We start from the raw sequence: 25,407 nt of genomic DNA, 5'->3' as shown, positions 1-25,407 counted from the left end.
AGCTCCTCGCGCCCCTTTAGGTAGGTTCGTGGTGCTGACATGGCGTCATCTGAGTGGCAGCATCAAAGGTCAGCCGGACGGCGACGGGGCCGCGCCGGCTGACGACGGAGTCGGGAGCGCAACGTGGCGCACGTGGTCGCTGTCCAAGCCCGGTGGTGCACCGAGCTGCTCGGGGAGTTCTACTGCCTCGCCTGCGGCGGCGACCGCAACTACCGCAGACAGCGCGGCCGCAACTGGCTGCGGTTGCTCGGCCTGCCCCTGCTGCCCCTGCGCCGGACCGCGGCCACGCTCCAGTGCACCTCCTGCCGGCACCGCTACGGCATGGACGCCCTTGCGTACCCGACCTCGGGCCAGCTCCTGGCCCTCCTCCGGAACGCCCAGCACGCCGTCGCCCTCGCCGTGCTCGCCGCCTCCGGCGGCCCCGGCGCCGCGCCCGCGGTCAAGGAGAGCGCCATCGCCGTGCTCCGCGAAGCCGGCTACGCGGATCTGGACGAGCCGGGCCTGCTCGCCGACCTCGCCGCCGCGACCGAGGAGGAGGACCCGCTGCAGGACGTCTGCGGCTGCGGCAGCGCCCTCGTCGTCGAGCTGCACACGGCGATCGAGCCCCTCGCGCCGCATCTGCTCGGGCCGGGCCTGACCCGACTGCTGACGCAGGGCGCGATGGTCGCTCTCGCGGACGGGCCCTACCGGCCCGCCGAGCGGTCGGTGCTGCGGGCGATCGGGCAGTGCCTCGGCTTCAGTCGCGAGGAGACGGATGCCACGCTGGCGGTCGCGGCGCGGCCCCTCCGGCCCTGAGGTGCAGCACCAGCAGCGCGACGGCCGTACCGACCAGTGCGACCGGCAGCCACAGCGCGGCGTTGCCGAAGACGTGCGCGCTGCCCGCGCCCAGCAGCGCGCCCGCGAAGAAGCAGACGATCACGGACGCGTAGACGAGGGCCTTGCGCTGCTGCTGCGCGTCACGCCGGGCGACGGCGTGGAAGCTCGCGCAGGCGAAGGAGCGCAGGTTGCCGGTGGTCATCACCGAGCTGTAGGCGAAGGCGCCGATCCGGCGGAACGTCGTGGTCTGCAGCGCGGCGACGAAGCCGATACCGACGACCACCCACGGTTGCGGCAGCCGGTCCGCGTTGAGCGCGCCCGCTGACAGGACCAGCATCTCCAGGCCCAGGATCGCCAGGTAGGGGCGGCGCACCGCCGCCCAGACCCGCGGCAGGCGCAGTGCCTCGGAGGCGCAGACGCCCGCGGCGTAGGCGAGGATCGGCCAGCACTTCAGCAGCGCCTCGCCCCAGGCGTGCTGCGACAGCGAGACGGCGGCGAGGACGACGTTGCCGGTCATCGCGTTGGCGAAGACGCCGCCCTGCGCCACATACGTGTAGGCGTCCAGGAACCCACCCGAGACGGCGAGCACGAGCCCCACCCAGGGGCTCTCGACGACGGTCCGCACGCTGGTCACGGCACCCCAGCCTAGGAACACGCCGGTCGGGTGAGGCAGGGTCGTTCGTCCTTCAGGGGCGCGAGGAACTGCGCGACAGTCCCCCAGCCTGCGGCCGGGTGCCCCCTCTGATGAGCAGTTGGTCCTCCATGCGCAGGGCCGCCCGCCCCGGGTGGGTTGCTCGCGCAGTGCCCCGCGCCCCTGGATGGTGCAGCACAATGGGGGCATGAGTCTGATCCGGGACGACGGGGTGGTGCTGCGCACCACGAAGCTGGGTGAGGCGGACCGGATCATCACCATCCTGACCCGCCAGCACGGGCGGGTCCGTGCCGTCGCACGCGGGGTGCGGAAGACGAAGTCGAAGTTCGGGGCCCGGCTGGAGCCCTGCTCCCACGTGGACGTGCAGTTCTTCGCCCGTGGTGACGAGATCGTCGGTCGGCACCTCGCCCTGTGCACGCAGGTGGAGACGATCTCCCCCTACGGCGGGCGGATAGCGGTCGACTACGACCGCTGGACCGCCGCCTCGGCGATGCTGGAGACCGCCGAGCGGTTCACCGAGAACGAGGGGGAGCCGGCCGTCCAGCAGTACCTGCTGCTCGTGGGCGCGCTGCGGACCCTCGCGGGCGGCGAGCACCAGCCGCACCTGGTGCTGGACGCGTTCCTGCTGCGCTCGCTCGCCGTCAACGGTTACGCGCCGTCCTTCGACGCGTGCGCGGCCTGCGGGCTGCCGGGACCGAACCGTTTCTTCTCGGTGCAGACCGGTGGGGCGCTGTGCACCGACTGCCGGGTGCCCGGCAGTGTCGTACCCTCCCCTGAGACACTGGAGCTGCTGGGCGCACTGCTGTCCGGCGACTGGGAGACCGCGGACGCCTGCGAGCCGCGGCACCGGCGCGAGGGCAGCGGGCTGGTCGCCGCGTACGTCCAGTGGCACCTGGAGCGCGGCCTGCGTTCCCTCCGGTACGTTGCCCACTGAGGCAATAGTCAGAGATGAAGAAGTAGGGCACATGGCTGTGGCACGGCGCGGACTCTTCGGCAGCAGGCGGACCCGGGAGTACCTCCCGCCCTCCCCGCACCCGAGCGGCGCGCAGCCGCCCAAGATCCCGGGTGAGCTCGTCCCCGAGCACGTGGCGATCGTCATGGACGGCAACGGCCGCTGGGCCAAGGAGCGCGGCCTGCCCCGCACGGAGGGCCACAAGGTGGGCGAGCAGGTCGTCCTCGACGTGCTCAAGGGCTGTATCGAGCTGGGCGTGAAGAACCTCTCGCTCTACGCCTTCTCCACCGAGAACTGGAAGCGCTCGCCCGACGAGGTGCGCTTCCTGATGAACTTCAACCGTGACGTCATCCACCGCCGCCGCGACGAGATGAACGAGATGGGCATCCGGATCCGCTGGGCCGGCCGCATGCCCAAGCTGTGGAAGTCCGTCGTGCAGGAGCTGCAGGTCGCCGAGGAGATGACCCGCGACAACGACGCCATGACCCTCTACATGTGCGTCAACTACGGCGGCCGCGCCGAGATCGCCGACGCGGCGGCGGCGCTGGCCAAGGATGTCGCCGAGGGCCGGCTGGACCCGGGCAAGGTCAACGAGAAGACCTTCGCCAAGTACATGTACCACCGCGACATGCCGGACGTGGACCTGTTCATCCGCCCGAGCGGCGAGCAGCGCACGTCCAACTTCCTGCTGTGGCAGTCCGCCTACGCCGAGATGGTGTTCCAGGACGTGCTGTGGCCGGACTTCGACCGCCGCGACCTGTGGCGGGCGTGCGAGGAGTTCGCGATGCGCGACCGCCGGTACGGCGGGGCGCTGCCCAACGAGGTCCCGACGCAGCCGGGCCCCGTCACCTCTTCCTGAGCACAGCCCCTGAAATCAGCCCTTCGCAGCCTGCGCGGCACAGTCCGCGCAGGTGCCGAAGATCTCCAGGGTGTGCGCGACGTCCACGAAGCCGTGCTCGCGGGCGATGCCCTCGGCCCAGCGCTCCACGGCCGGCCCCTCCACCTCGACGGTCCGGCCGCAGGAGCGGCAGACCAGGTGGTGGTGGTGACCGCTGCTGCAGCGGCGGTAGACGGCCTCGCCGTCGTCGGTGCGCAGCACGTCGATCTCGCCCGCGTCGGCCAGCGACTGCAGCGTGCGGTAGACGGTGGTCAGACCCACCGAGTCGCCGCGGTGCTTGAGCAGGTCGTGCAGCTCCTGTGCGCTACGGAAGTCGTCGATCTCCGCGAGCAGCGAGGCGACGGCGGTGCGCTGACGGGTCGACCTTGCGGGGGACGACGGGTTCGCGGGGGTCACCGGCTCTCCTGCGGCTCTTGACGGTTGGCACGGGGGCGGAGGACGGCCCCCCGCGCCATTGTGCCAGTTCGTGACCGCGCAAGAGCCGGACGGGCGGCGGCGAGTACGGCCAGGATCGCCAGCAGCACCATCGAGGCGACCACGATGGTCGGTCCCGAGGGCAGGTCCAGCTGGTAGGAACCGACGGTTCCGCCGACACAGGAGAGCACGCCGACCACGACGGCCAGCAGCTGCACCACCGCGAACGAGCGACCCACGCGCTGGGCCGCCGCGACCGGGATCACCATCAGTGCGCTGACCAGCAGCAGGCCGACGACCCGCATCGACACCGTCACGGTGACGGCCGCGGTGACGGCGAGCAGCAGGTTCAGCGCCCGCACCGGCAGCCCCGTGACGCTGGCGAAGGCCTCGTCCTGGCAGACGGCGAAGAGCTGGCGGCGCAGCCCGATGCAGATCGCCGCGACGAGCACGGTGAGCACGGCCATGGCGACCAGGTCGGCGGGGGAGACGGTGAGGATCGAGCCCCACAGGTAGCCGGTCAGGCTGGCCGTCGAGGCGCCGGGCGCGAGGCTGATCAACAGCGCGCCGCCGGCCATCCCGCCGTAGAGCAGCAGGGCCAGCGCCAGGTCCCCGCCCGCCCGGCGGCGGGAGCGGATCAGCTCCATGCCGACCGCGCCGAGCGCGGAGACGGCGACGGCCGTCCAGACCGGGCTGGTCTGCAGCAGGAAGCCGAGGGCGACACCGGTCAGGGCCACGTGCCCGATCCCGTCGCCCATGACCGCCTGCCGCCGCTGCACCAGGTAGGTGCCGACGGCGGGCGCGGCGATGCCGACCAGCAGCGCGGCGAGCAGCGCGTGGCGCATGAAGGTGTGGTCGAGGAGGCCGCTGACGCCGCTCACGCCGCCACCTCCGCCGGGACGGGCAGGCCGGTGTCCAGGACCACGCGGCGGTCGATCAGTCCTTCCATCGGTCCGATCGCGTGCAGGACCAGGAGGACGGCGGTGCCGCGGGCGGCCTCCGCGGCCAGGGTGCGGGCGAGGGCGTGCTGCTGGGCGAGGTCGACGGCGGCCAGCGGCTCGTCCATGAGCAGCAGGTCCGGTCGGCCGGCCAGGGCGCGGGCGATCGTCACCCGCTGCTGCTGGCCACCGGAGAGCGCGTCGATCGGGTCCTCGGCGCGGTCCAGCAGGCCGACGGCGTCCAGCGCGGCGTCGACCGCGTCGGCGTCGTCGCGCCGGAACGGCCGCAGCCCGTGGTGGGCGAGCCGGCCTGCGGCGGCGACCTCGCGGACGGTGGCCGGGACGCCGCCGGTCGCCGTTGACCGCTGCGGTACGTGGCCGACGCGCCGCCAGGCGCGGAACCGGGCGGGGGGCGTACCGAAGAGCTCGACCCGTCCGGCGGCGACCGGCAGCGCGCCGACGGCCGCCTGGACGGCCGTCGACTTGCCGGAGCCGTTGCCGCCGAGCAGCGCCACGACCTCGCCGCGACGCACGGTCAGGTCCAGGCCGCGCAGCACCGGCCGTCCGTCGCGGTGGACGTGGACGCCGTGCAGGGCCAGCGGGGTCACTTGGCACATCCGAGCGCGTCCTGGAGTGCGGCGAGGTTGGCGCGCATCACGGAGAAGTAGTCGTTGTCCCTGGAGACCCCCTCGATGGGGTCGAGGACGGCGGTCCTCAGGCCCAGCTCGCGGGCGAGGGTCTCGGCGAGCTTCGGGCTGGCGAGGGTCTCGGTGAAGACGGTGGTGACGCCGTGCTCCGTGGCCTCCTGCTTGATCGCCGCGAGGCGGGCCGCGCTCGGCTCGGCCTCCGGGTCCAGGCCGCTGACGGAGAGCTGGTGCAGCCCGTAGGCGTCGGCGAGGTAGCCGAAGGCGGCGTGGGAGGTGAGGAAGGTCTGGTTGGTGCAGTGCTCGAGGCCCGCGCGGTAGTCGGCGTCGAGGGTCTTGAGCTTGCCGGTCAGCGCGGCGGCGTTGGCGCGGTACTCGGCGCCGTGGGCCGGGTCGGCGGCGGTGAGCTGGTCGGCGACGCCGTCGGCGACGAGCGCGTAGCGGGTGGGGTCGAGCCACAGGTGTGGGTCGGCGCCCTCGTGCGCGTGGGCGTGACCGTCGTCCTCCTCGGCGCCCGTGTGCTCGACGAGGGGGGAGTAGTGGCTCGCCTCGGCGACGTGCCCGGGTGCCGCCTGCTCCACGGCCGTGTCCACGGCGGGCTGGAAGCCCTTGAGGTGGACCACGAGGTCGGCCTCGCCGACGGCGGCGACCTGCTTGGGGCTGAGCTCCAGGTCGTGCGGCTCCACGCCGGGCGCGGTCAGCCCGGTGACGTCGACGTGGTCGCCGCCGATCGTCCTGGCCAGGTACTCCAGCGGGTAGAACGCCGCGACGACCTGCACCTTTCCGTCCGCATCGCGCTCCTCGGCCCGCCCGGTCCCGGTCAGGGCCGGCGCGGTCACCCCGACCGCTCCCGCGGCGAGCAGGGCGACGGTGGCGCGGAGTCGGCGGGCGTGACGGGGAGGGACGGATCGGCTGCTCATGAAAACCATATTCAGGTAAGTTGAAAACGATTGTCAAACAAGCGCCAAAGTGAAACCTTCCCCCGGCATCCCGGTAGCCTGTGATAACCGCGTGCATGGAAATCCATCCTTGACCGCTTCGTCGTACCTGAAGAGAGCACTGTGGCCGCCGACAAGATCGACACCATCGTCAGCCTGAGCAAGCGCCGTGGCTTCGTCTACCCCTGCAGTGAGATCTACGGCGGACAGCGTGCCGCCTGGGACTACGGACCGCTCGGGGTGGAGCTGAAGGAGAACATCAAGCGCCAGTGGTGGCGTGCGATGGTCACCGGCCGCGAGGACGTGGTGGGTCTCGACTCCTCGGTGATCCTGGCCCGTGAGGTCTGGGAGGCCTCCGGCCACGTCGCCACCTTCAACGACCCGCTGACCGAGTGCACCTCCTGTCACAAGCGCTACCGCGCCGACCACCTGGAGGAGGCGTACGAGGCCAAGCACGGCCGGCTCCCGGCCAACGGCCTCGCCGACGTCAACTGCCCCAACTGCGGTACCAAGGGCCAGTTCACCGAGCCCAAGCAGTTCTCCGGCATGCTCAAGACCCACCTGGGCGTGACCGAGGACGCCTCCGGCCTGGCGTACCTGCGCCCGGAGACCGCGCAGGGCATCTTCATCAACTTCGCCGCGGTGCAGACCACCTCGCGCAAGAAGCCGCCGTTCGGCATCGCGCAGACCGGCAAGAGCTTCCGCAACGAGATCACGCCGGGCAACTTCATCTTCCGCACCCGCGAGTTCGAGCAGATGGAGATGGAGTTCTTCGTCAAGCCGGGCGAGGACGAGAAGTGGCACGAGTACTGGCTGCAGGAGCGCTGGGACTGGTACCGCAACCTCGGCATCCGCGAGGAGAACATCCGCTTCTTCGAGCACCCGAAGGAGAAGCTCTCCCACTACGCCAAGCGCACCGTGGACATCGAGTACCGCTTCAACTTCGGCGGCAACGAGTTCGGTGAGCTGGAGGGCATCGCCAACCGCACCGACTACGACCTCGCCTCGCACAGCGAGGCCTCGGGCGTCGACCTCAAGTACTTCGACCAGGAGTCCGGCGAGCGCTGGTACCCCTACGTCATCGAGCCGGCGGCCGGCGTCAACCGCGCCATGCTCGCCTTCATGCTGGACGCCTACCGCGAGGACGAGGCGCCGAACGCCAAGGGCGTCATGGAGAAGCGCGTCGTCATGCGTCTCGACCCGCGTCTCGCCCCGGTCAAGGTCGCGGTCCTCCCGCTCTCCCGCAACGCCGACCTCTCCCCGAAGGCGCGCGGCCTGGCGGCCGACCTGCGCAAGCTCTGGAACGTCGAGTTCGACGACGCCGGCGCGATCGGCCGTCGATACCGCCGCCAGGACGAGATCGGCACGCCCTTCTGCATCACGGTCGACTTCGACACCCTCGAGGACAACGCGGTGACGATCCGCGACCGCGACACCATGGAGCAGACCCGCGTCTCCCTGGACCAGGTCACCCAGTTCCTGGCCCCGAAGCTGATCGGCTGCTGAGAGCTGTAGCCGCACTACCCGGGGGCGCGGGGAACTGCGCGAGCAACCACCCTGTGCGGATGGCCCTGTTCATTGAGGACCATCTGCCCATCAGTGGCCTGTCGCGCAGTTCCTCGCGCCCCTGTTGTGGTTCCTCACCGCGACCAGCCCGCGCGCACGCGGAGTCTGGCGTGGGTGCCGTCCGGCGCGTGGGCGACCACCCGGTCGGTGTCGCCCTCGGCCAGGGCCAGCCAGAAGCCGCCCGGGGTGGTGATCGCGCCGAGAAGGGGTGTGGCCGCGCGGCCCAGGGTCAGTGACGGCGCGCTGCCGTCGGCGCAGACGTGGCCCCAGGCGAGGACGCTGTGACGGCCGTCGCGGGAACCGCGGCGCGCACCGCGCAGCACGTGCGAGGAGAACGCCGTCTCCACCATGACGTCCAGCAGCAGACCGTTGTTGTAGACCTCCAGCGCCCGTCGCCCGCGCGTGCCGCGCGCGAACTGGACGGACCACGGGGAGTCCAGCAGCGCGAGCCCGCGGAACTCCAGGTCCAGGACGTTGGGTTCGCCGAGTCCGGTGTCGTTCACCGTGCCCTCCCGCCTCGTCGTCGCTCTCTCTGGTCCAAGCCTTCCGGATCGGCCTGTGAAGCGCCGTAGCGCCAGTCGCCCTCCTCATGGTGGTGCTGGGTACACCCTGAGACGGTCTCAGGGTTCATGGTGCGGAGTGATCATCAGCCCCTAGCCTGGGCGCATGCTCATCCACCGGACGATCCGCCGCGTCTTCGGGCCCTACGGGCGCCAAGGCGTGCGCGACATCGTCTTCCTTGCCTCGGCCGTGCCGCCGGCCCTGCTGCCGGGGTTCGTCCTCCTCGTCTGGCCGAGCGGCTTCGCCCTGTTCCTGCTGCCGCCCGTCACGCTGGTGCTGGTCCCGTTGCTGACCCGCATTCAACGCAGCCGCTTCCGTTCGCTGCTGGGACTGGACATCCCGGTCGTTCCCCCGATCCGACCGCGCCTGCGCGCGTTCACCGCGGAGACGACCTGGCGGCAGTTTCTCTACCACGTCCTGGTGAACGTCGGGGTGGCGCTGTACGCGCTGGGGGTCGTCTTCGTCGCGACCGCGGGGCTCGTCGGGGTCACCCTGCCGGCCTGGTACTTCGCCCTGCCCAACGACCTGCTGCCCTCCGCGCCGGCGCCCGGGAAGCAGCCGGACGTGCTCGTCGTGGCGGTCACCCACCACGGCGTCACCTGGATCGCGGTGCTGGGTGCGATCGCACTCGTCGCCGTGCCCTGGCTGGCGCTGTTCGGCCGGGCCATGGACACCCGCGCCGCGGCCGGACTGCTGGGCCCGAACCGGACCCGGGAACTCGTCCGGCGGGTGGAGGACCTGGCGGAGAGCCGGGCCGAGGTGGTCGACGCCGCCGACGCCGAGCGCCGCCGGATCGAACGGGACCTGCACGACGGCGCCCAGCAGCGGATGGTCTCGCTCGCGATGAACCTCGGCCTGGCCCGGCGCATGCTGCGGAACCTGCCCGCCGAGGAGCAGGCGGCCAAGGCCATGACGGTCATCGCGGAGGCGCACGACGAGGCGCAGGCCGCCATCGCCGAACTGCGCGACCTGGTCCGCGGCCTGCACCCGGTGGTGCTCGAGGACCGCGGTCTGGACGCGGCCCTGTCCGGCATCGCCGCCCGCGCGCCGCTGCCGGTCAAGCTGGACGTGCGGATGCAGCGCCGGGCCGCCCCCGCCGTGGAGGCGGTCGCGTACTTCGTGGTGTCGGAGGCGCTGGCGAACGTCGCCAAGCACGCCCGGGCCTCGCGCGCCGAGGTCCTCGTCGACCAGCGCCGCGAACTCCTGCACATCACCGTGACCGACGATGGCGTGGGCGGCGCCGATCCCGGCAAGGGCACGGGCCTGGTGGGCCTGCGCCAACGCGCCGCGTCCGTGGACGGAACGCTGCGCATCACCAGCCCCCTCGGGGGACCGACGACTCTTCTCGTGGAGCTGCCGTGCGTGCTGTGATCGCCGAGGACTCCGTCCTCCTCCGGGCCGGACTGGTCAAGGTGCTGGAGGCCGTCGGGTACACCGTCGTCGCCGCCGTCAACGACGCGGAGGAGCTGCTCGCCGCCGTCGAGGAACACCGCCCCGACGTGGTGGTGACGGACGTGCGGATGCCCCCGGGTTTCACCGACGAGGGCGTACGGGCCGCTCTGCTGATCCGCCGCCAGTGGCCGGAGATCGCCGTGCTGCTGCTGTCGCAGTTCGTCGAGGAGCGCTACGCCGCCGACCTGCTGACCGGCGACAACCGGGGCGTCGGCTACCTGCTCAAGGAGCGGGTGGGCAACGTCGACGACTTCCTCGACGCGCTGGAGCGCGTGGCGGCGGGCGGCACCGCGCTGGACCCGGAGGTCGTCTCGCAGTTGCTGCTGCGCCGCCAGAGCGGACCGCTGGACCTGCTGACGCCGCGTGAGCGGGAGGTGCTCGGGCTGATGGCGGAGGGGCGCTCCAACGCGGCGATCGCCCGGGAGCTGGTGGTCAGCGAGAGCGCGGTGGCCAAGCACATCAACAACATCTTCATGAAGCTCGACCTGCCCCCGGCCGAGGGCGAGCACCGCCGCGTCATGGCGGTGCTGCGCTTCCTCGACGCGTGAGGCGAAGGAATCCGATGAACAGGCAGAGGACGATCTGGTGGGTGCTGTCGGCACTCGTCATCGTGGTGACGGCGAGCGTGACGGTGAGCGGCCTGGTGACCGGGATCCTCCAGGAGCGCCACACCCAGACGGACACCTACACGGCGTCCGCGATCAAGTCGGTCGAGCTGACCACCGGGTCGGCCTCGGTGCGGGTCGTCCCGACATCGGGCGGCGACGCCACGGTGACGCAGGAGATGCGCTGGATCTTCTCCCGGCCCACGATCACCGAGCGGCTGGACCCCGCCACCGGCACCCTCCATGTCGACGCGGGCTGCGAGGGCGGGAAGATCCTCGGCCACTGCGACGTCCGGCTGACCGTCGCCGTGCCGGCCGGGGTGCCGATCAACGCCGACGGCGGTTCGGGAACGGTGGACATCAGCGGCATGACCGGGCCGATCACCGCGCAGGGAGGCTCCGGGGAGATCGATCTGGAGCGCGACAGCGGCACCCTCGACGTCCAGGTCGGCTCCGGCCAGATCGTCGGTACGTCCCTGCAGAGTCAGCAGGTCACCGCCAAGGCAGGCAGCGGCCAGGTCGAGCTGGACTTCGCCCTCCCGCCCGCCTCGGTCACGGCGGAGGTGAGCTCGGGCCAGACCTCGATCACGTTGCCCAGGGGGCAGCAGTACCGCGTCAGCTCCTCGGTGGCGACCGGCGTCAGCAACGTCGAGGGCGGCCTCGCCTCCGCCTCCGCGAGCAGCACCGTCAAGGTCTCGGTGACCAGCGGGGAGGCGGACGTGAGCTACCGCTGACCTACTCGGCGGCCAGCCGATCCCGCGCCTCCATCAGTGCGAAGCCCAGCAGGTTGAGGCCGCGCCAGCGCTGGGGATCGGTGGCCGCCTCGTTCGCGGCGCCGAGCCCGATGCCCCAGACGCTGTCCCGCGGGCTGGCCTCGACCAGGACCCGGTTGGCGGTGCCGAGCAGGTACTCCCGCAGTGCGGCGTCCTGCCCGAACTTGGCCACGTTGCCCCGGACGACGAGCTCGAAGCGCTCGGCCTCCCAGCGCTCCTCGTCGAAGCCGGTGACCTTGCGGCCCAGCACCTTCGCCTCGGCGGGGGTGCGGGCCGCGAGTATCGCCGGAACCGACGCCTCGTCACCGAAGAGGCGGGCCTTGGCCGCCATCATCCAGTGCTCGGCGCTGGCGTACTCGACCCCCTCGATCTCGAGCCGGCAGGGCCACCACTGGCTCAGCGACCCCGGCCCGACCGAGCCGTCCTGCTGCGGCTGATGCCCCCAGAACATCAGCCACTTGGGACGCGCGCCGGCCGCCACGAGGGCGGCCAGCTGCTTCCGGCTACGGGTCCGTGCCGGGTGGTTGTGGGTGGTGATGTCGTTCGCGTCCATGCCCGTGATCCTGGCACTCGGCACTGACACCCGGCCACGCGTTATCCACAGCCCTCACCCGACCGAGCGCGGCAGGCGCGTCGCCAGGGCGATGACCAGGAAGGTCGCCGCGAACTGGAGCACCAGCACCAGGGTCAGCGCGTCCTTCATGCCCATCGAGGGGGCCAGCGAGAGGAAGAGCGTGCCGAGGGTGGCGACGCCGAGGGCGAGGGAGGACTGCTGGGTGGTGGCGAGGATGCCGCCGCCGACGCCCGCGCGCTCGACCGGGATCTGGCTCAGCACCAGGCGGATGAGCGGCGGCATGACCAGGCCCTGGCCGGTGCCGGCGATCGCCATGCCGGGCAGCAGCACCCACGGGCTGATGCCGGACCAGTCGTTGGCGACGGTCAGCGCGAGCGTCCCGAGGCCGATCGCCTGGATGACCGCGCCGGTGACGATGACGCGGGAGCCGAAGCGGGAGAGCAGGCGCGGGCCGGCCAGCGAGGCGGCGAAGAAGCCGGTCGCCATCGGCACCATCGCGAGGCCGGAGGCGATCGGGCCCTCGCGCAGGCCCACCTGCAGCGCCACGGCCATCACCATCATGAAGCCGCCGAAGCCGGCGAAGAACGGGACGGCCATGGTCAGGCCGACCCTCAGCCCACGCAGCTTCAGCAGCGAGAGCGGAATCAGCGGGACCTGACCGGCGCGCTCACCGCGCCGCTCGACCAGGACGAAAGCGGTCAGCAGGAAGGGGAAGAGTGCCAGCACCACCCAGGTCCACACCGGCCAGCCCAGCGAGCGGCCCTCCATGAGCGGGACCAGCAGCGCCAGCAGCGAGGCGGCCAGCAGCACGGTGCCGGGGATGTCGACGCGGGCGGGGTTGGCGGAGCGGGTCTCCGGGACGGTGCGCAGGGCGAGCACCACGGCCACGAGCGCGACGGGCACGTTGACCAGGAAGATGAAGCGCCAGCCGGTGCCGAAGAGGTTCGCCGACAGCAGCACGCCGCCGAGCACCTGGCCGATGACGACGGAGATGCCGCCGACGGCGCCGTAGATGCCCATGGCCTTGGCCCGGCGCTCACCCTCGGTGGCGGCCTGGATGGTGGCCAGCGCCTGCGGCAGCATCAGCGCGGCCGAGGCGCCCTGGGCGACGCGGGCCACCACGAGCGCCAGCGCGGTGGGGGCGAAGCCGCAGGCGAGCGAGGTGAGGCCGAAGAGCAGCGCACCGGCGACGAACAGCTTCTTGCGCCCGTAGAGGTCGCCGAGGCGGCCGCCGAGGACGAGCAGCACGGCGTAGGCGATGCCGTAGCCGGCGACGAACAGCTCCAGGGTCGCCGGGCCCGCCGACAGGTCCTTGTCGATGGTGGGCAGGGCGACGTTGACGATGAAGAAGTCCAGCATCGGCAGGAAGGCGCCGAGCAGGACGGTGACCAGACCCAGGGTGCTGAGTCGGCCGGAAGGGGGGACGGCAGGAGCGGCTGTGGTGCTGCCGCCGAGGCGCGTGATGCGCGGCAGCACGTTGGCCCGGGTGGGCGTCCCGGTGGTCTGCTGAGGTGCGGTGTGGATCGTCACGTCCACTACTGTCCGCCCGCCGATAACCTGGTACCAGTGTCTGGTTATCCAGGTATCAGGAGTACCTGGCAACGGGATCAAAATGGACGCATCCTGGAATACATGACAACCGCACCCGCGTCCACCCTGCAGCTCGTCGCACCCCTCGGCAAGCCCGAGGAGCTGCGCCGACGTGAGCTCGGCGCGTTCCTGCGCAGCCGCCGCGAGCGGATCTCGCCCGAGCAGGTCGGCCTGCCCAGCGGTGGCCGCCGCCGCACGCCGGGGCTCCGCCGTGAGGAGGTGGCGCAGCTCGCCGCGGTCGGGGTCACCTGGTACACGTGGCTGGAGCAGGCCCGGGACATCCAGGTCTCCGGTCAGGTCCTGGACGCGATCGCGCGCGGCCTGCTGCTGGACCAGGTGGAGCGGCAGCACCTGTTCGCCCTGGCCGGCGCCGCCGACCCGGTGCACGCGACGCGGGAGTGCCCGGTGGTGACCCCGCCGGTCCGGGCCGTCCTCGACCAGCTCTCGCCGATGCCGGCGGTCGTGCTCAACGCGCGCTTCGACATCATCGGCTGGAACGACGTCTACTCCCGGCTCTGCGGCGGGCTGGAGCGGTTCGAGGCCGACGAGCGCAACCTCCTCTGGCTCGCCTTCACCGATCCGGCCTGGCGCGAGCTGCTGGTGGACTGGGACCAGGCGGCCCGGCACATGACCGCCAAGTTCCGCGTCACGCTGGCCGAGCACGTGGCCGAGCCCGCCTACAAGTCGCTGCTCAAGCGACTGCTGCTGGCCTCGCCCGAGTTCGCCGAGGCGTGGGAGCGCCACGACGTGACCGGCACCTCGGAGGGCACCAAGCGCTTCCTCAACAGCGAGGTGGGCCTGCTGAACTTCGAGTACACCAATCTCTGGCTCGGTCCGCGCCCCGGCTACCGCATGATCACCTACATCCCGGCGGACCCGGTGACCAAGGCCCGCGTGGAGCAGCTGGCGGCAGTGGGACAATAGGGGTTCTGCCTGTCGCCGTTTCGAAGGACCGCCCGGGATGACCAGCACGGACACTGCCGTCGCCGCCGCGCCGCTCACCGCCGCCCCGCTGAAGCTGGGCTCGGCGCTCACGGTGTGGCCGCCTGTCGTGCTGGCGCCGATGGCGGGGATCACCAACGCGCCCTTCCGCACCCTCTGCCGGGAGCAGAGCGGCGGCAAGGGCCTGTTCGTCTCCGAGATGATCACGACCCGGGCCCTGGTCGAGCGCAACGCCAAGACCATGAACCTGATCCACTTCGACCCGAGCGAGCAGCCGCGCTCGATCCAGCTGTACGGGGTGGACCCGGAGACCGTCGGCCGCGCGGCCAGGATGATCGCCGAGGAGGACCTCGCCGACCACATCGACCTGAACTTCGGCTGTCCGGTCCCCAAGGTCACCCGCAAGGGTGGCGGCTCCGCCCTGCCCTACAAGCGCAACCTGCTGCGCGAGATCCTGCGCCAGGCCGTCGGCAACGCGGGCGACCTGCCGGTGACGATGAAGATGCGCATCGGTATCGACGAGGATCACATCACCTACCTCGACGCCGGTCGGATCGGCGCGGAGGAGGGCGTGGCGGCGATCGCCCTGCACGGGCGCACCGCCATCCAGCACTACAGCGGCGAGGCCGACTGGTCCGCCATCGCCCGCCTGCGCGAGGCCGTCCCGGCGCACGTGCCGGTGCTGGGCAACGGCGACATCTGGTCCGCCGACGACGCGGCCCGCATGGTTCGCGAGACCGGCTGCGACGGCGTCGTGGTCGGCCGTGGCTGCCTGGGCCGTCCGTGGCTCTTCAAGGAGCTGGTCTCCGTCTTCGAGGGCACCGTCGACCACGCCCGCCCCGACTTCGGCTACGTCGCGAGGACGATGCTGCGCCACGCCGAGCTGCTGGGGGAGTGGATCGGGGACGAGAAGCACGGCGTCGTCGACTTCCGCAAGCACGTCGCCTGGTACACCAAGGGCTTCTCGGTCGGCTCGGAGCTGCGCAACGGCCTGGCCACCGCCTCCTCGCTCACCGAGCTGGAGGAGCTGCTCTCCCGCGTCGACCAGGACCAGCCCTGGCCCGACAGCGCCGACGGCCCTCGAGGCCGCACCTCCGGCGCCCACCGCGTGGTCCTGCCCGAGGGCTGGCTCGACGACCCGTACGACTGCGCCGTCCCGTCCGCCGACGCGGAGCTGGACACCTCCGGCGGCTGACGACCCGCGCGAACCCACCCGAGCGCATGGCCCGCCTTGGTTTCCAAGGCGGGCCATGCCCGTTCGTGAGCACAGAGTGGACACCGGGCGACGCAGGGTGAGACGCGGTACGGACAAGGGGTGAGACGGAGCCCCTTTGGCGGCGTGACTCCGGCCACATTCGCGGTCACTTTGCGTCAGATGGACATAAAACCGCAGGTGGGGAGGGGTGTGAAACGGTTCCCGAACGAGACCGACGAGACGATCGCCCGCTTGTGTCCAGAGGATCAAGCCAAGGCAACCTGAACGTAGCCTTCCGTGGTCGTCCGGTTGCGGACATGTGAGATCGGCGTTTACTGGGTTCAACAGATGAAGGCGCGCTAGCGTCAGGACGACGATTTTACTTTCGCAGGCAAAGCCCGATTCCGGGCTTTCGATCTCACGGGTTACCGGTCGGTACCAGCCACTGACGGCCTATCTGGGGCAGCCAAGAGCCTTCGATCTGGGTATGTTCTCCGGCATCAGGGCAACCGTGCGGCAGGAGAGGCTCGTGGCCACTCAGGAAAAGTTCGTCTTCGACTTCACTGAAGGCAACAAGGACCTCAAGGACCTTCTCGGCGGAAAGGGTGCGAACCTCGCCGAGATGACCAACCTCGGGCTCCCCGTCCCTCCGGGGTTCACCATCACCACCGAGGCCTGCAAGGTCTACCTGGAGACCGGCAGCGAGCCGGCCTCCCTGCGTGACGAGGTCAGTGCGCACCTCGCCGCCCTCGAGGCGCAGATGGGCAAGAAGCTCGGCGACGCCGCGGACCCGCTGCTGGTCTCGGTGCGCTCCGGCGCCAAGTTCTCCATGCCCGGCATGATGGACACCGTCCTCAACATCGGCCTGTCCGACGCCTCGGTGCAGGGCCTGGTCGCGCAGTCCGGCAACGAGCGGTTCGCCTGGGACTCCTACCGCCGCCTGGTCCAGATGTTCGGCAAGACCGTGCTGGGCGTCGAGGGCGAGCTGTTCGAGGAGGCGCTGGACTCCGTCAAGCGCGCCAAGGGCACCGTCAACGACCTCGACCTGGACGCCGCCGACCTCAAGGCCCTGGTCGCGACGTTCAAGCAGATCGTCAAGGACCACGCCGGCCGCGACTTCCCGCAGGACCCGCGCGAGCAGCTGGACCTCGCCGTCCACGCCGTCTTCGACTCGTGGAACAGCGACCGCGCCAAGCTCTACCGCCGTCAGGAGCGCATCCCGCACGACCTGGCCACCGCGGTCAACGTCTGCTCCATGGTCTTCGGCAACCTGGGCGAGGACTCCGGTACCGGCGTCGCCTTCACCCGCGACCCCGCCTCCGGCCACCAGGGCGTCTACGGCGACTACCTGTCCAACGCGCAGGGTGAGGACGTCGTCGCCGGTATCCGCAACGCCCTGCCGCTGGCCGAGCTCGAGCAGCTGGACAAGACGTCCTACGACGAGCTCATGGCCATCATGCAGACCCTGGAGAACCACTACCGGGACCTGTGCGACATCGAGTTCACCATCGAGCGCGGCAAGCTCTGGATGCTGCAGACCCGCGTCGGCAAGCGCACCGCGGCCGCGGCCTTCCGCATCGCCGTCCAGCTGGTCGACCAGGGCCTGATCGACCTCGACGAGGCGCTGCACCGCGTCAACGGCGCACAGCTGGCGCAGCTGATGTTCCCGCGCTTCGACGAGAACACCAAGGCGGAGAAGATCGGCCGGGGCATCGCCGCCTCGCCCGGCGCCGCGGTCGGCAAGGCGGTCTTCGACTCCTACACCGCCGTCAAGTGGTCCCGCTCCGGCGAGAAGGTCATCCTGGTCCGCCGCGAGACCAACCCGGACGACCTCGACGGCATGATCGCCGCCCAGGGCATCCTGACCTCGCGCGGCGGCAAGACCTCGCACGCGGCCGTCGTCGCCCGCGGCATGGGCAAGACCTGTGTCTGCGGCGCCGAGGAGCTCGAGGTCGACACCAAGAAGCGCCGGTTCACCACCGCCGACGGCCAGGTGATCGAGGAGGGCGACCTCATCTCGATCGACGGCTCCACCGGCAAGGTCTACCTCGGCGAGGTACCGGTCGTACCGAGCCCGGTCGTGGAGTACTTCGAGGGCACCCTGCACGCCGGCGCCGACGAGGAGGGCGGCCTGGTCAAGGCGGTCCACCGGATCATCTCCCACGCCGACTCCGCCCGCCGCCTGCGGGTGCGCGCCAACGCCGACAACGCCGAGGACGCCTCGCGCGCCCGCCGCTACGGCGCCCAGGGCATCGGGCTGTGCCGCACCGAGCACATGTTCCTCGGCGAGGAGCGCCGCAAGGAGGTCGAGCGGCTGATCCTGGCCGACAACGACGCCGACCGCGAGGCCGCCCTCTCCGTCCTGCTGCCGCTGCAGAAGACCGACTTCGTCGAGCTCTTCACGGCCATGGACGGCCTGCCGGTCACGGTCCGCCTGCTGGACCCGCCGCTGCACGAGTTCCTGCCCGACATCACCGAGCTGTCGGTGCGTGTCGCGCTCGCCGAGGCCCGCAAGGACCCGAACGAGAACGACCTGCGTCTGCTCCAGGCGGTCCACCGCCTGCACGAGCAGAACCCGATGCTGGGTCTGCGCGGCGTCCGTCTCGGCCTGGTCATCCCCGGCCTGTTCGCCATGCAGGTCCGGGCGATCGCCGAGGCCGCGGCCGAGCGCAAGCTCGCCGCCGGCGACCCGCGCGCCGAGATCATGATCCCGCTGGTGGGCACCGTCCAGGAGCTGGAGATCGTCCGCGACGAGGCCGAGAAGGTGCTCGCCGAGGTCTCCGCCAGGACCGGCGTCGACCTGAAGATCGCGCTGGGCACCATGATCGAGCTGCCGCGCGCCGCGGTGACCGCCGGTCAGATCGCCGAGGCCGCCGAGTTCTTCTCCTTCGGCACCAACGACCTGACCCAGACGGTGTGGGGCTTCAGCCGCGACGACGTCGAGGCCAGCTTCTTCACCGCCTACCTGGAGAAGGGCATCTTCGGGGTCTCCCCGTTCGAGACCATCGACCGCGACGGCGTGGGCGCCCTCGTCCGCAACGCCGCGATCGAGGGCCGCAAGACCCGTCCGGACCTCAAGCTCGGCGTCTGCGGCGAGCACGGCGGCGACCCGGACTCCGTCCACTTCTTCCACGAGGTCGGTCTGGACTACGTGTCCTGCTCGCCCTTCCGGATCCCGGTGGCGCGCCTGGAGGCAGGCCGCGCCGCCATCGAGACGGCGGGCAGCGACTCGCGCTGACAAACCCTCACCCGGTCTTCACCTCACCGGGTGCCAGCGCGAGGTATGCCCCTCCTACGTCACACCGTCCCCGACCAAGGCGGTTAGTTGATGCAAGGGGGAGGGGCCGCTGCCCGCACCTGCTCCGTCGCGGAGCTCGGCGCAGAGTAGCCGCGACGGACACCCGCCCGGGCGGGAACGGACAATGGCGTCCGTTCCCGCCCGGGCTTTTTGTGTCCCCGTGCGTCGGCGCGGTTACCGGAGCCTCTGAGTTCGCTCTGACCCTGGTGACGCACTCTTGAACGTGGTCTGGCGGATCACCTAACGTCTCGGGAAGCAAGAGCACACCCCCCTTCGTGGTGACACCAACGTGCCGCCTGGCCAGCGGCGTTGCACAGCCCTCCCGCTTCTCCCCCGTTCGAGAAGGGCACCATCGTGCTTCGTTCCGCACTCGTCGCCGGCTCCGCCGCCGCACTCGCCGTCGCCGGTCTCGCCATCGCCGCCCCCGCCGGCGCCAGCGAGCTCGCCCCGCACCACATGAACGCGCATGCCGCGAAGACGGCGGCCACCGCCACCGGCGGCAACCTCGCCTACGGCGGCGGCAACATCGTCACCGCGCCGACCGTCTACTACGTCTACTGGGGCAGCCAGTGGGGCACCTCCAGCGTCACCAACGACCCGTCGGGTGAGGTCGCGCTGCAGCAGAGCTTCTTCTCGCACGCCTACGGCAGCGGCGACACGTTCTTCACCTCGCAGACCCAGTACTGCCAGGGCGTCGCGACCGGCACCACCCAGTGCAACGGCGCCGGCACCCCCGTCGGCCACCCCGCGTCGAACCCGCTGGGCGGCACCTGGCTGGACAGCTCCGCCAAGGCCCCGACCCGTCCGTCCACCGCGCAGATCGCCGCCGAGGCGGTCAAGGCGGCGACGCACTTCGGCATCTCCGGCGACAACGTCCAGGTCGTCGTCGACCTGCCGCACGGCGTGGTGCCCTCGGGCTTCAAGACCCAGTACTGCGCCTGGCACGACCACACCACCGCCGGCAACGGCGCGGACCTGCCCTACACCAACATGCCCTACATCACCGACGCGGGCTCCGGCTGCGGCGCGAACTTCGTCGCCACCGGCTCCTCCGGTGTGAACGGCGCGGACGAGGGCATCACCATCGTCGGCGGCCACGAGTACGCCGAGACCCTGACCGACCCGGCGCCCAGCAGCGGCTGGGTCGACAGCACGGGCGCCGAGACCGGCGACAAGTGCGCCTGGATCTCCAGCGGTCAGGGCGCGTCGTCGATCATCTCCCTGAACGGCGCCAACTTCGCCGTGCAGTCGCTGTGGAGCAACAACTTCGGCGGCGGCGCGGGTGGCTGCGTGACCTCCTACACCAGCGCGAGCAACCAGCACTGACGTCGTACCGACGTCGAAGGCCGAGTCCGCGAGGGCTCGGCCTTCGGCCGTACCCGGACCGCACCCGAGGAGCCTGCCGTGAACCGAGCCCTGCGCGTTCTGCCGCTGACGGCGGTGGCCCTGATGTCCGCCTGCACCAGCGCGGCACCCGCGGCGGCCCCCGCGCCGACGCCCACCCCGACGGTGCTCCCCGCCTGCACGAAGCTCCCTGATCCCGTGCTGCCGCACTCCGCAGGGGAACTGACGGAACAGCAGTCCGGGGTCTACTGCCTCCCGCGCGGGCAGCGCGTGGACGTCTTCCTCACGGCGGCGAGGAGCAGCGACCTGTGGAGCCAGGTCCAGGCCTCGGGCAGCATCCTCGCCCCGACGAACACGGGCGTGATGACGGCGCCGATCGGCGTCACCCCGGCGATGTTCGTCGGCACGACGGACGGGACGTCGGTGCTGACCAGCTCGGCCCCTTCGGGGAAGACCTGGAAGGTCACCATCGTGGTCAAGGGCTGACTGTTCGCTCCCGCGCACGGCTGCACGGTCCAGGGGCGCGGGGCTCTGCGTGACAAGCCACCCAGAGCTCCGCGCCCCTGGTTCCGCTTACGCGGAGATCAGCGGGCGGGATTCCGCGACGTGGTGGGTCCTGGGGCCCGCGGCGACGCGCTGCTCGAGGCCGCTGCGGACCGCCGGCCACTCCTCGTCGAGGATCGAGTAGAAGGCCGTGCCGCGGACCATGCCGTCCAGGCCGCGGGTGTGGTTGCGGTGCACACCCTCCAGCACGGCCCCGAGGTGCTCGATCGCCGCGCGCGAGCGCATGTTGCGGGCGTCCGCGCGCATCGACACGCGGCGCACGCCCCACGTCTCGAAGGCGTGACGCAGCATCAGCAGCTTGGCCTCGGTGTTGATGCCGGTTCCCTGCGCCCGCGTGGACAGCCAGGTGCCGCCGATCTCCGTCGCGTCGGGGATCGCGGACAGCGGGTCGCCGACGGGACCGCGCGGGGCCGGCGGCCAGATGACCGGGCCCTGCCAGTAGTCCAGCTCGGTGAACCGGGTCGACCCCACGACCAGGCCGTCGCTCGCTCTGACCGTGGCGAAGGGGAGTGCGCGGCCCGCCGCCTGCGCGGCCAGCGCGTCGCTGACGTAACGTTCCGTCGCCTCGATGCCGTGCGGCACGGGCGTGAACGCATAGCTAGATCGGTCCTCTGCCGCGGCCGCGGCAAGGGCCTCGATGTGGCGCTCAGTGAGCGGCTCCAGCCGCACGGTGCGGCCGCAGAGGAAGACGGGTACGGGCACGGGGCCTTATGTCCTTCGGCGGGTGGGGTCGGGAAAGGTGCGCCCCGGCAGCCGTGGGTACGGCGACGGATCGCGTTCGCCGTGAGGCGTGCGGGGAGCGAGGGGACAGTGTGTGTCCGGAAAATGGCCGAGGCGGGAACGAGAGCGCGAAGGACAGCGGGCGGCCAGGTGAAGGCAAGGTGCGAAGCAAGGGGTTCTGCGAGGGTTCTGCAAAGGTTCTGCGGCGTTCTCCACGCAGCGTACTTGGTGCGAGAGTGGAGTGCAGCGAGAGGACCATACCCGGCCTGAGGGGTGAAGTCACCCCAGCCGCGCGAATCCGACGTGCACGGCGTGTCCCTGGGGCGCATGGCCGCGCTTCGCACTCCGAATTGGGGAATGAACCCTGGTTCCGGGATGCTGGAACCAGGGTAGTGGATGCTGTTTCGACAGCCTGAGGACGGGAGTGGGATCCAGGTGCTGGAACCCGAGGAGCTGTACGCGTTCGAGCCGGACGCCGAGGAGCTGGCCGCGGACGCCTCGATCCTGCTGCACTTCTTCGACGGCTTCATGGACGCCGGCGAGACCGGTGAGCAGATCGTGGCCGAACTGCTGGAGGATCCGGAGCGCCGACTCATCGCGCGCTTCGACGCCGACCGTCTGGTCGACTACCGGGCCCGTCGCCCCACGATGCTGTTCGACCGCGACCACTGGGCCTCCTACGAAGCCCCCACGCTCGACCTGCACCTGGTCCACGACGCGGTCGGAGCGCCCTTCCTGCTGCTGTCCGGCCTGGAGCCGGACGTGGAGTGGGAGCGGTTCGCCGCAGCCGTCGTCCAGGTCGTGGAGCGCCTCGGGGTGCGCCTGGCGGTCACCTTCCACGGCGTCCCGATGGGCGTCCCGCACACCCGGCCGACGGGGATGACCCCGCACGGCAACCGCAAGGACCTGATCGGGCAGTTCCCGCGCTGGTTCGAGCAGGTCCAGGTGCCGGGCAGCGCGGGCGGCATGCTCGAGTACCGCCTCGACGAGGCCGGCCACGACGTCCTGGGCTTCGCCGCGCACGTCCCGCACTACCTCGCCCGGACGCCCTACCCGCAGGCCGCGGTGGCCGTCCTGGAGGCCGTCCAGTCCGCGACCGGACTGGTCCTGCCCGGTACCGGCCTGCGCGCCCGGATGGACGAGGTCCGCGAGGACGTCGACCGCCAGATCGCCGAGGGCGACGCGGATCTGCGCTCCGCGATCAGCGGGCTGGAGCAGCAGTACGACGCGGTGGCGGGGGCGGCCGACCGCGAGAACCTCATGGCGGAGCCGGTCGACCTGCCGTCGGCGGACGAGCTCGGCCGCGCCTTCGAGGAGTTCCTCGCCGAGCAGGGCGACACGGAGTAACAAACACCGACGAGCGGATGGTCCTGACTGCGCAGGGCCATCCGCACAGGGGGTTTCTCGCGCAGTTCCTCGCGCCCCCGGGGTCGGTACGGCCGGCTGTCAGCTGTGGGTGTGCGCCCCCGTGGCGAGACCGGCGGCGGGCTTGCCGGCGGCGTTGGGCGCGGGCTTGCCCGGCTGCTGCTGCTGTGCGGGACCGTGCTGCGACGGGGACGGGTGCGGGGTGGGCGGGGCCGGCTGGACCAGCTGCGGGGCGTCCAGCTGCTGGCTGAGCCACGGGAAGACGACCGGGAAGAGCGCCGCCCAGGTGCCCCAGTTGTGGCCGCCGTCCTTCAGGACGATCGGCTGCTCCACCGTCACGGGGAACTTCGCCGCCGCGCGCAGGGCCTGCGCGTTCGCCGGGGTGCTGTAGCGGTCCTGGGCCGTGGTGGCGATCAGGATCGAGACGTCCGCCTGCGGGCCCGCGGCCTTCATCAGCGCCAGCGGGTTCTGGGCCGCGAGGACCTTCTTGTCGCGGATCGTGGACGGGTCGCCGCGGAAGTCGTCGGGGCTGAGCGCGACCGCCGCACCGAACCGGTCGGGGTGCTGCAGGACGAGCTTGGTCGCGCAGTAACCACCGGTGGAGTCGCCGAGCAGGCCCCAGCCGTGGGCGTCGCCGAGGACGCGGAAGTCCTTCTTCACCAGGTTCGGCACGTCGGTGTCGAGCCAGGTGCCGTTGCGGACGTTGCCGACATCCGTGCAGTCGGTGTTGATGCCGTTCGGGTTGATCCGCGGGATCACGACGATCGCCGGCTTCATCTTGCCCTGGGACATCAGGTAGGTCAGCGGGCCGGGCATGCCGCCGCCCTTGAGCCATGTCTCCGGGGAGCCCGGGTAGCCGTGCAGCAGTTCGACGACCGGGAAGGAGTAGTTGCGGTACTGCGGGTCGTCGTACTGCGGCGGCGTCCACACCAGCACCTCACCGGTCAGGCCGGAGGCCTGCCCGTGCAGGACGGTGCGCTGGAAACCGTTGGGGCCGCCGGTGAACGAGGCCGCCTGGGTGCTCGTACCGTCCGCGCTGGCGACGCCGACGCCGACGTTGTCCTGCTGACCGAAGAGGTCGCTCCAGGAGGAGTAGAGGCCGTTGGCGTTGTTGATCCACACGGCCACCACGGCGATCGCCGTGACCTGGCACAGGCCGATCAGGGCCAGTCGCACGGCCGCTCGGACGGCCTTGGGCCCACGTACGGCACCCCAGGCGACCATGGTCACCGCGACGGCGACCACCGTCGCGGCGATCAGGGTGTAGAAGAAGGCGGTGCCGGTGAGGCTCACAGTCCCGTTTCTCTCTCGCTGCTGGACAGACTTCGGAGGGCTCCGTGCCCGGGAGCCCTCGTGCACGTTAGCCGCGCCGGGTGAGCGAAAGGCTCTTACCTGTCCGTTCCGGGCGGTTCGTGACAGAACTGTCGCACGGGTGAGGCATCCTGTGGCCTTGTGAGCGACAGCCAGGGCGGTGGTGTGACCGACACGACACGCGAAGCCACCTGCGTCCGCGCTCTCGACAGCACCCGGGCCCGGCTGCCTATCATCGGCCGGGTGCGACCTATCCCCGGCCCATTGACCCGAGCCCAGCTGCGCAGCGCCTCCCGGGCGCTCGGCGTGCTGGCCTTCGCCGTCTGCTTCGTGCTGGTGCTGGTGCGCGGGGGGATCGGGTCGGGATCGCGCGGCGAGGACGCGCAGGCGCTCGCCCCCACCGACACCCGTCGGGCCGTGCCGGCCCTGCCGGGCCCCGCCGCGCACGTGCCCGCGTCCCTCGCGGGGGCGCAGGCCTCGCCCGACGGGCACAGCACGCCGTTCGACGGGCTGCCGGCCGTGGGGGCCCTCTTCTACCCCGACGACGCCTCCTACAGCCACCACTTCTGCACCGCCAGCGTGGTGCACTCGCCCGGCGGCGACGTCGTCGCGACCGCGGCGCACTGCCTGAGCGACCCCGCGCAGGGCTCGCCCAACCCGACCGCGCTGGTCTTCGCGCCCGGCTACCACGACGGGCAGTACCCGTTCGGGCTGTGGCGCTCCACCGCGATCCTGATCGACCCGCACTGGGCCGCCAACAGCGACCAGGACTCCGACGTCGCCTTCCTCGTCGTGCACAAGGACGGCGACCCGAACGCCAGGATCGAGAACGAGGTCGGCGCGGAGCGGATCGCCTTCGGCGCCGACCGCCCGGCGATGGTCGGCGTCATCGGCTATCCGAGCGGCACGGACCGGCCGATCTCCTGCCTGAACAAGCTGACCGCCTACAGCACGACGCAGTCCGAGTTCGACTGCACCGGCTTCACCGACGGTGCCAGCGGCGGCCCGGTGCTGCAGGGCATCGACCCGCACACCGGCCTCGGCACCCTGGTCGGCGTCATAGGCGGGTACCAGGAGGGCGGCGACACCGACGACGTCTCCTACTCGGTGTACTTCGGCGACCGGATCCAGGCGCTGTACGGCCAGGCGGTCGCGGCCGGCACCCCGTCGGCGTCCGCCTCCGCCTCCGCCTCCGAGGCCGCTTCCCCCTCGGGCTCGCCGAGTCAGTGAAGTCCGGCCCGCCACGGCTGGTTGGGCGCTACGCTTCCTCCGCGATCGTCGGAGGGGGAGCCACG

24 protein-coding genes are annotated in these 25,407 nt (G+C 71.3%); 14 read left to right on the top strand and 10 right to left on the bottom strand.

The genetic code is table 11. The annotated features are described in order from the left end of the window. Nucleotides 1-132: 132 nt before the first annotated feature. Nucleotides 133-795 carry a TerB family tellurite resistance protein gene (locus BMY61_RS31300; protein WP_063773211.1) on the top strand — a complete coding sequence of 221 codons (663 nt, stop codon included), beginning with the start codon at nt 133-135 and terminating at the stop codon, nt 793-795. On the opposite strand, the gene BMY61_RS31295 is transcribed toward BMY61_RS31300, so the two are convergent. Beyond that, on the bottom strand, nt 737-1,450 hold the full coding sequence (locus tag BMY61_RS31295; RefSeq protein ID WP_042444621.1) for a YoaK family protein: 714 nt from the start codon (nt 1,448-1,450) through the stop codon (nt 737-739). The two genes, BMY61_RS31300 and BMY61_RS31295, sit on opposite strands and share 59 nt — an antisense overlap. Nucleotides 1,451-1,655: 205 nt before the next feature. On the opposite strand from BMY61_RS31295, the gene recO reads away from it, so the two are divergent. Then, nucleotides 1,656-2,402, top strand: a complete 747-nt coding sequence (gene recO, locus BMY61_RS31290; protein ID WP_042444623.1) for a DNA repair protein RecO — start codon at nt 1,656-1,658, stop codon at nt 2,400-2,402. Between the two features lie 37 nt (nt 2,403-2,439). Beyond that, the gene (locus tag BMY61_RS31285) at nt 2,440-3,279 is read left to right on the top strand and encodes an isoprenyl transferase (RefSeq protein WP_042444823.1); all 840 of its coding nucleotides are present in this window, start codon (nt 2,440-2,442) and stop codon (nt 3,277-3,279) included. A 15-nt stretch (nt 3,280-3,294) separates the two neighbouring features. Here BMY61_RS31285 and BMY61_RS31280 read toward each other — a convergent pair whose 3' ends face one another. From BMY61_RS31280 to BMY61_RS31265, 4 genes are read right to left on the bottom strand one after another with little or no spacing between them, the layout of a single operon-like run. After that, nucleotides 3,295-3,714: a Fur family transcriptional regulator gene (locus BMY61_RS31280; protein WP_042444625.1), complete on the bottom strand. Its 420-nt coding sequence runs from the start codon at nt 3,712-3,714 to the stop codon at nt 3,295-3,297. Beyond that, on the bottom strand, nt 3,711-4,577 hold the full coding sequence (locus tag BMY61_RS31275; RefSeq protein ID WP_042444824.1) for a metal ABC transporter permease: 867 nt from the start codon (nt 4,575-4,577) through the stop codon (nt 3,711-3,713). Before BMY61_RS31275 ends, BMY61_RS31280 begins: the two co-directional genes overlap by 4 nt. 32 nt (nt 4,578-4,609) lie before the next feature. Beyond that, the gene (locus BMY61_RS31270) at nt 4,610-5,287 is read right to left on the bottom strand and encodes a metal ABC transporter ATP-binding protein (protein WP_042444627.1); all 678 of its coding nucleotides are present in this window, start codon (nt 5,285-5,287) and stop codon (nt 4,610-4,612) included. After that, nucleotides 5,275-6,234 carry a metal ABC transporter solute-binding protein, Zn/Mn family gene (locus BMY61_RS31265; protein WP_042444629.1) on the bottom strand — a complete coding sequence of 320 codons (960 nt, stop codon included), beginning with the start codon at nt 6,232-6,234 and terminating at the stop codon, nt 5,275-5,277. Before BMY61_RS31265 ends, BMY61_RS31270 begins: the two co-directional genes overlap by 13 nt. A 141-nt stretch (nt 6,235-6,375) precedes the next feature. Between BMY61_RS31265 and BMY61_RS31260 the strand changes: the two genes are divergently transcribed. Next, nucleotides 6,376-7,758: a glycine--tRNA ligase gene (locus tag BMY61_RS31260; protein WP_042444631.1), complete on the top strand. Its 1,383-nt coding sequence runs from the start codon at nt 6,376-6,378 to the stop codon at nt 7,756-7,758. 134 nt (nt 7,759-7,892) lie between these two features. On the opposite strand, the gene BMY61_RS31255 is transcribed toward BMY61_RS31260, so the two are convergent. Then, nucleotides 7,893-8,321: a hypothetical protein gene (locus BMY61_RS31255; protein ID WP_042444633.1), complete on the bottom strand. Its 429-nt coding sequence runs from the start codon at nt 8,319-8,321 to the stop codon at nt 7,893-7,895. Nucleotides 8,322-8,484: 163 nt separating this feature from the next. Between BMY61_RS31255 and BMY61_RS31250 the strand changes: the two genes are divergently transcribed. From BMY61_RS31250 to BMY61_RS31240, 3 genes are read left to right on the top strand one after another with little or no spacing between them, the layout of a single operon-like run. Continuing rightward, nucleotides 8,485-9,750 (top strand): sensor histidine kinase, encoded by a 1,266-nt coding sequence (locus tag BMY61_RS31250; protein WP_042444635.1) that lies wholly within the window; start codon nt 8,485-8,487, stop codon nt 9,748-9,750. After that, nucleotides 9,738-10,379 (top strand): response regulator, encoded by a 642-nt coding sequence (locus BMY61_RS31245; protein ID WP_042444637.1) that lies wholly within the window; start codon nt 9,738-9,740, stop codon nt 10,377-10,379. The genes BMY61_RS31250 and BMY61_RS31245 overlap by 13 nt, the downstream gene beginning before the upstream one ends. 14 nt (nt 10,380-10,393) lie before the next feature. After that, the gene (locus BMY61_RS31240) at nt 10,394-11,170 is read left to right on the top strand and encodes a DUF4097 family beta strand repeat-containing protein (protein ID WP_042444639.1); all 777 of its coding nucleotides are present in this window, start codon (nt 10,394-10,396) and stop codon (nt 11,168-11,170) included. 1 nt (nt 11,171) lies between these two features. Here BMY61_RS31240 and BMY61_RS31235 read toward each other — a convergent pair whose 3' ends face one another. Both BMY61_RS31235 and BMY61_RS31230 read right to left on the bottom strand, forming a co-directional pair. Next, nucleotides 11,172-11,762, bottom strand: a complete 591-nt coding sequence (locus BMY61_RS31235) for a riboflavin biosynthesis intermediates N-glycosidase (RefSeq protein ID WP_042444641.1) — start codon at nt 11,760-11,762, stop codon at nt 11,172-11,174. 54 nt (nt 11,763-11,816) lie between these two features. Further along, nucleotides 11,817-13,142 carry an MFS transporter gene (locus BMY61_RS31230; protein WP_236655925.1) on the bottom strand — a complete coding sequence of 442 codons (1,326 nt, stop codon included), beginning with the start codon at nt 13,140-13,142 and terminating at the stop codon, nt 11,817-11,819. Nucleotides 13,143-13,415: 273 nt separating this feature from the next. On the opposite strand from BMY61_RS31230, the gene BMY61_RS31225 reads away from it, so the two are divergent. The 5 genes from BMY61_RS31225 to BMY61_RS31205 all read left to right on the top strand — a co-directional run bounded on the left by BMY61_RS31225 (nt 13,416) and on the right by BMY61_RS31205 (nt 20,638). Further along, complete coding sequence (locus tag BMY61_RS31225) at nt 13,416-14,297, top strand: helix-turn-helix transcriptional regulator (protein ID WP_042444645.1); 882 nt, start codon at nt 13,416-13,418, stop codon at nt 14,295-14,297. 37 nt (nt 14,298-14,334) lie between these two features. Further along, the gene (dusB, locus tag BMY61_RS31220; RefSeq protein ID WP_042444647.1) at nt 14,335-15,510 is read left to right on the top strand and encodes a tRNA dihydrouridine synthase DusB; all 1,176 of its coding nucleotides are present in this window, start codon (nt 14,335-14,337) and stop codon (nt 15,508-15,510) included. Between the two features lie 487 nt (nt 15,511-15,997). Further along, nucleotides 15,998-18,748: a pyruvate, phosphate dikinase gene (gene ppdK / locus BMY61_RS31215; protein WP_042444649.1), complete on the top strand. Its 2,751-nt coding sequence runs from the start codon at nt 15,998-16,000 to the stop codon at nt 18,746-18,748. A gap of 414 nt (nt 18,749-19,162) precedes the next feature. After that, nucleotides 19,163-20,134, top strand: a complete 972-nt coding sequence (locus BMY61_RS31210; RefSeq protein ID WP_052438489.1) for a hypothetical protein — start codon at nt 19,163-19,165, stop codon at nt 20,132-20,134. Between the two features lie 78 nt (nt 20,135-20,212). Then, the gene (locus BMY61_RS31205; RefSeq protein WP_042444651.1) at nt 20,213-20,638 is read left to right on the top strand and encodes a hypothetical protein; all 426 of its coding nucleotides are present in this window, start codon (nt 20,213-20,215) and stop codon (nt 20,636-20,638) included. 87 nt (nt 20,639-20,725) lie between these two features. Here BMY61_RS31205 and BMY61_RS31200 read toward each other — a convergent pair whose 3' ends face one another. Then, nucleotides 20,726-21,418, bottom strand: a complete 693-nt coding sequence (locus BMY61_RS31200; protein ID WP_042444653.1) for a GNAT family N-acetyltransferase — start codon at nt 21,416-21,418, stop codon at nt 20,726-20,728. Between the two features lie 453 nt (nt 21,419-21,871). Between BMY61_RS31200 and BMY61_RS31195 the strand changes: the two genes are divergently transcribed. Continuing rightward, entirely contained in the window at nt 21,872-22,783 is a 912-nt protein-coding gene (locus tag BMY61_RS31195) for a PAC2 family protein (RefSeq protein ID WP_042444656.1), read from the top strand. 99 nt (nt 22,784-22,882) lie between these two features. Here the strand turns inward: BMY61_RS31195 and BMY61_RS31190 are convergent, their stop codons facing one another. Continuing rightward, on the bottom strand, nt 22,883-24,094 hold the full coding sequence (locus tag BMY61_RS31190) for an alpha/beta hydrolase (RefSeq protein WP_063773207.1): 1,212 nt from the start codon (nt 24,092-24,094) through the stop codon (nt 22,883-22,885). Between the two features lie 282 nt (nt 24,095-24,376). On the opposite strand from BMY61_RS31190, the gene BMY61_RS31185 reads away from it, so the two are divergent. After that, nucleotides 24,377-25,342: a trypsin-like serine peptidase gene (locus BMY61_RS31185; protein WP_052438490.1), complete on the top strand. Its 966-nt coding sequence runs from the start codon at nt 24,377-24,379 to the stop codon at nt 25,340-25,342. The last annotated feature ends 65 nt before the right edge of the window (nt 25,343-25,407 follow it).

Origin of the sequence: Streptacidiphilus jiangxiensis, from assembly GCF_900109465.1 — a bacterium.
GTDB classification, from domain to species: Bacteria; Actinomycetota; Actinomycetes; order Streptomycetales; family Streptomycetaceae; genus Streptacidiphilus; species Streptacidiphilus jiangxiensis.
Note: the sequence above shows the minus strand (reverse complement) of the source record. Positions and strands in the feature narration are given on the sequence as shown.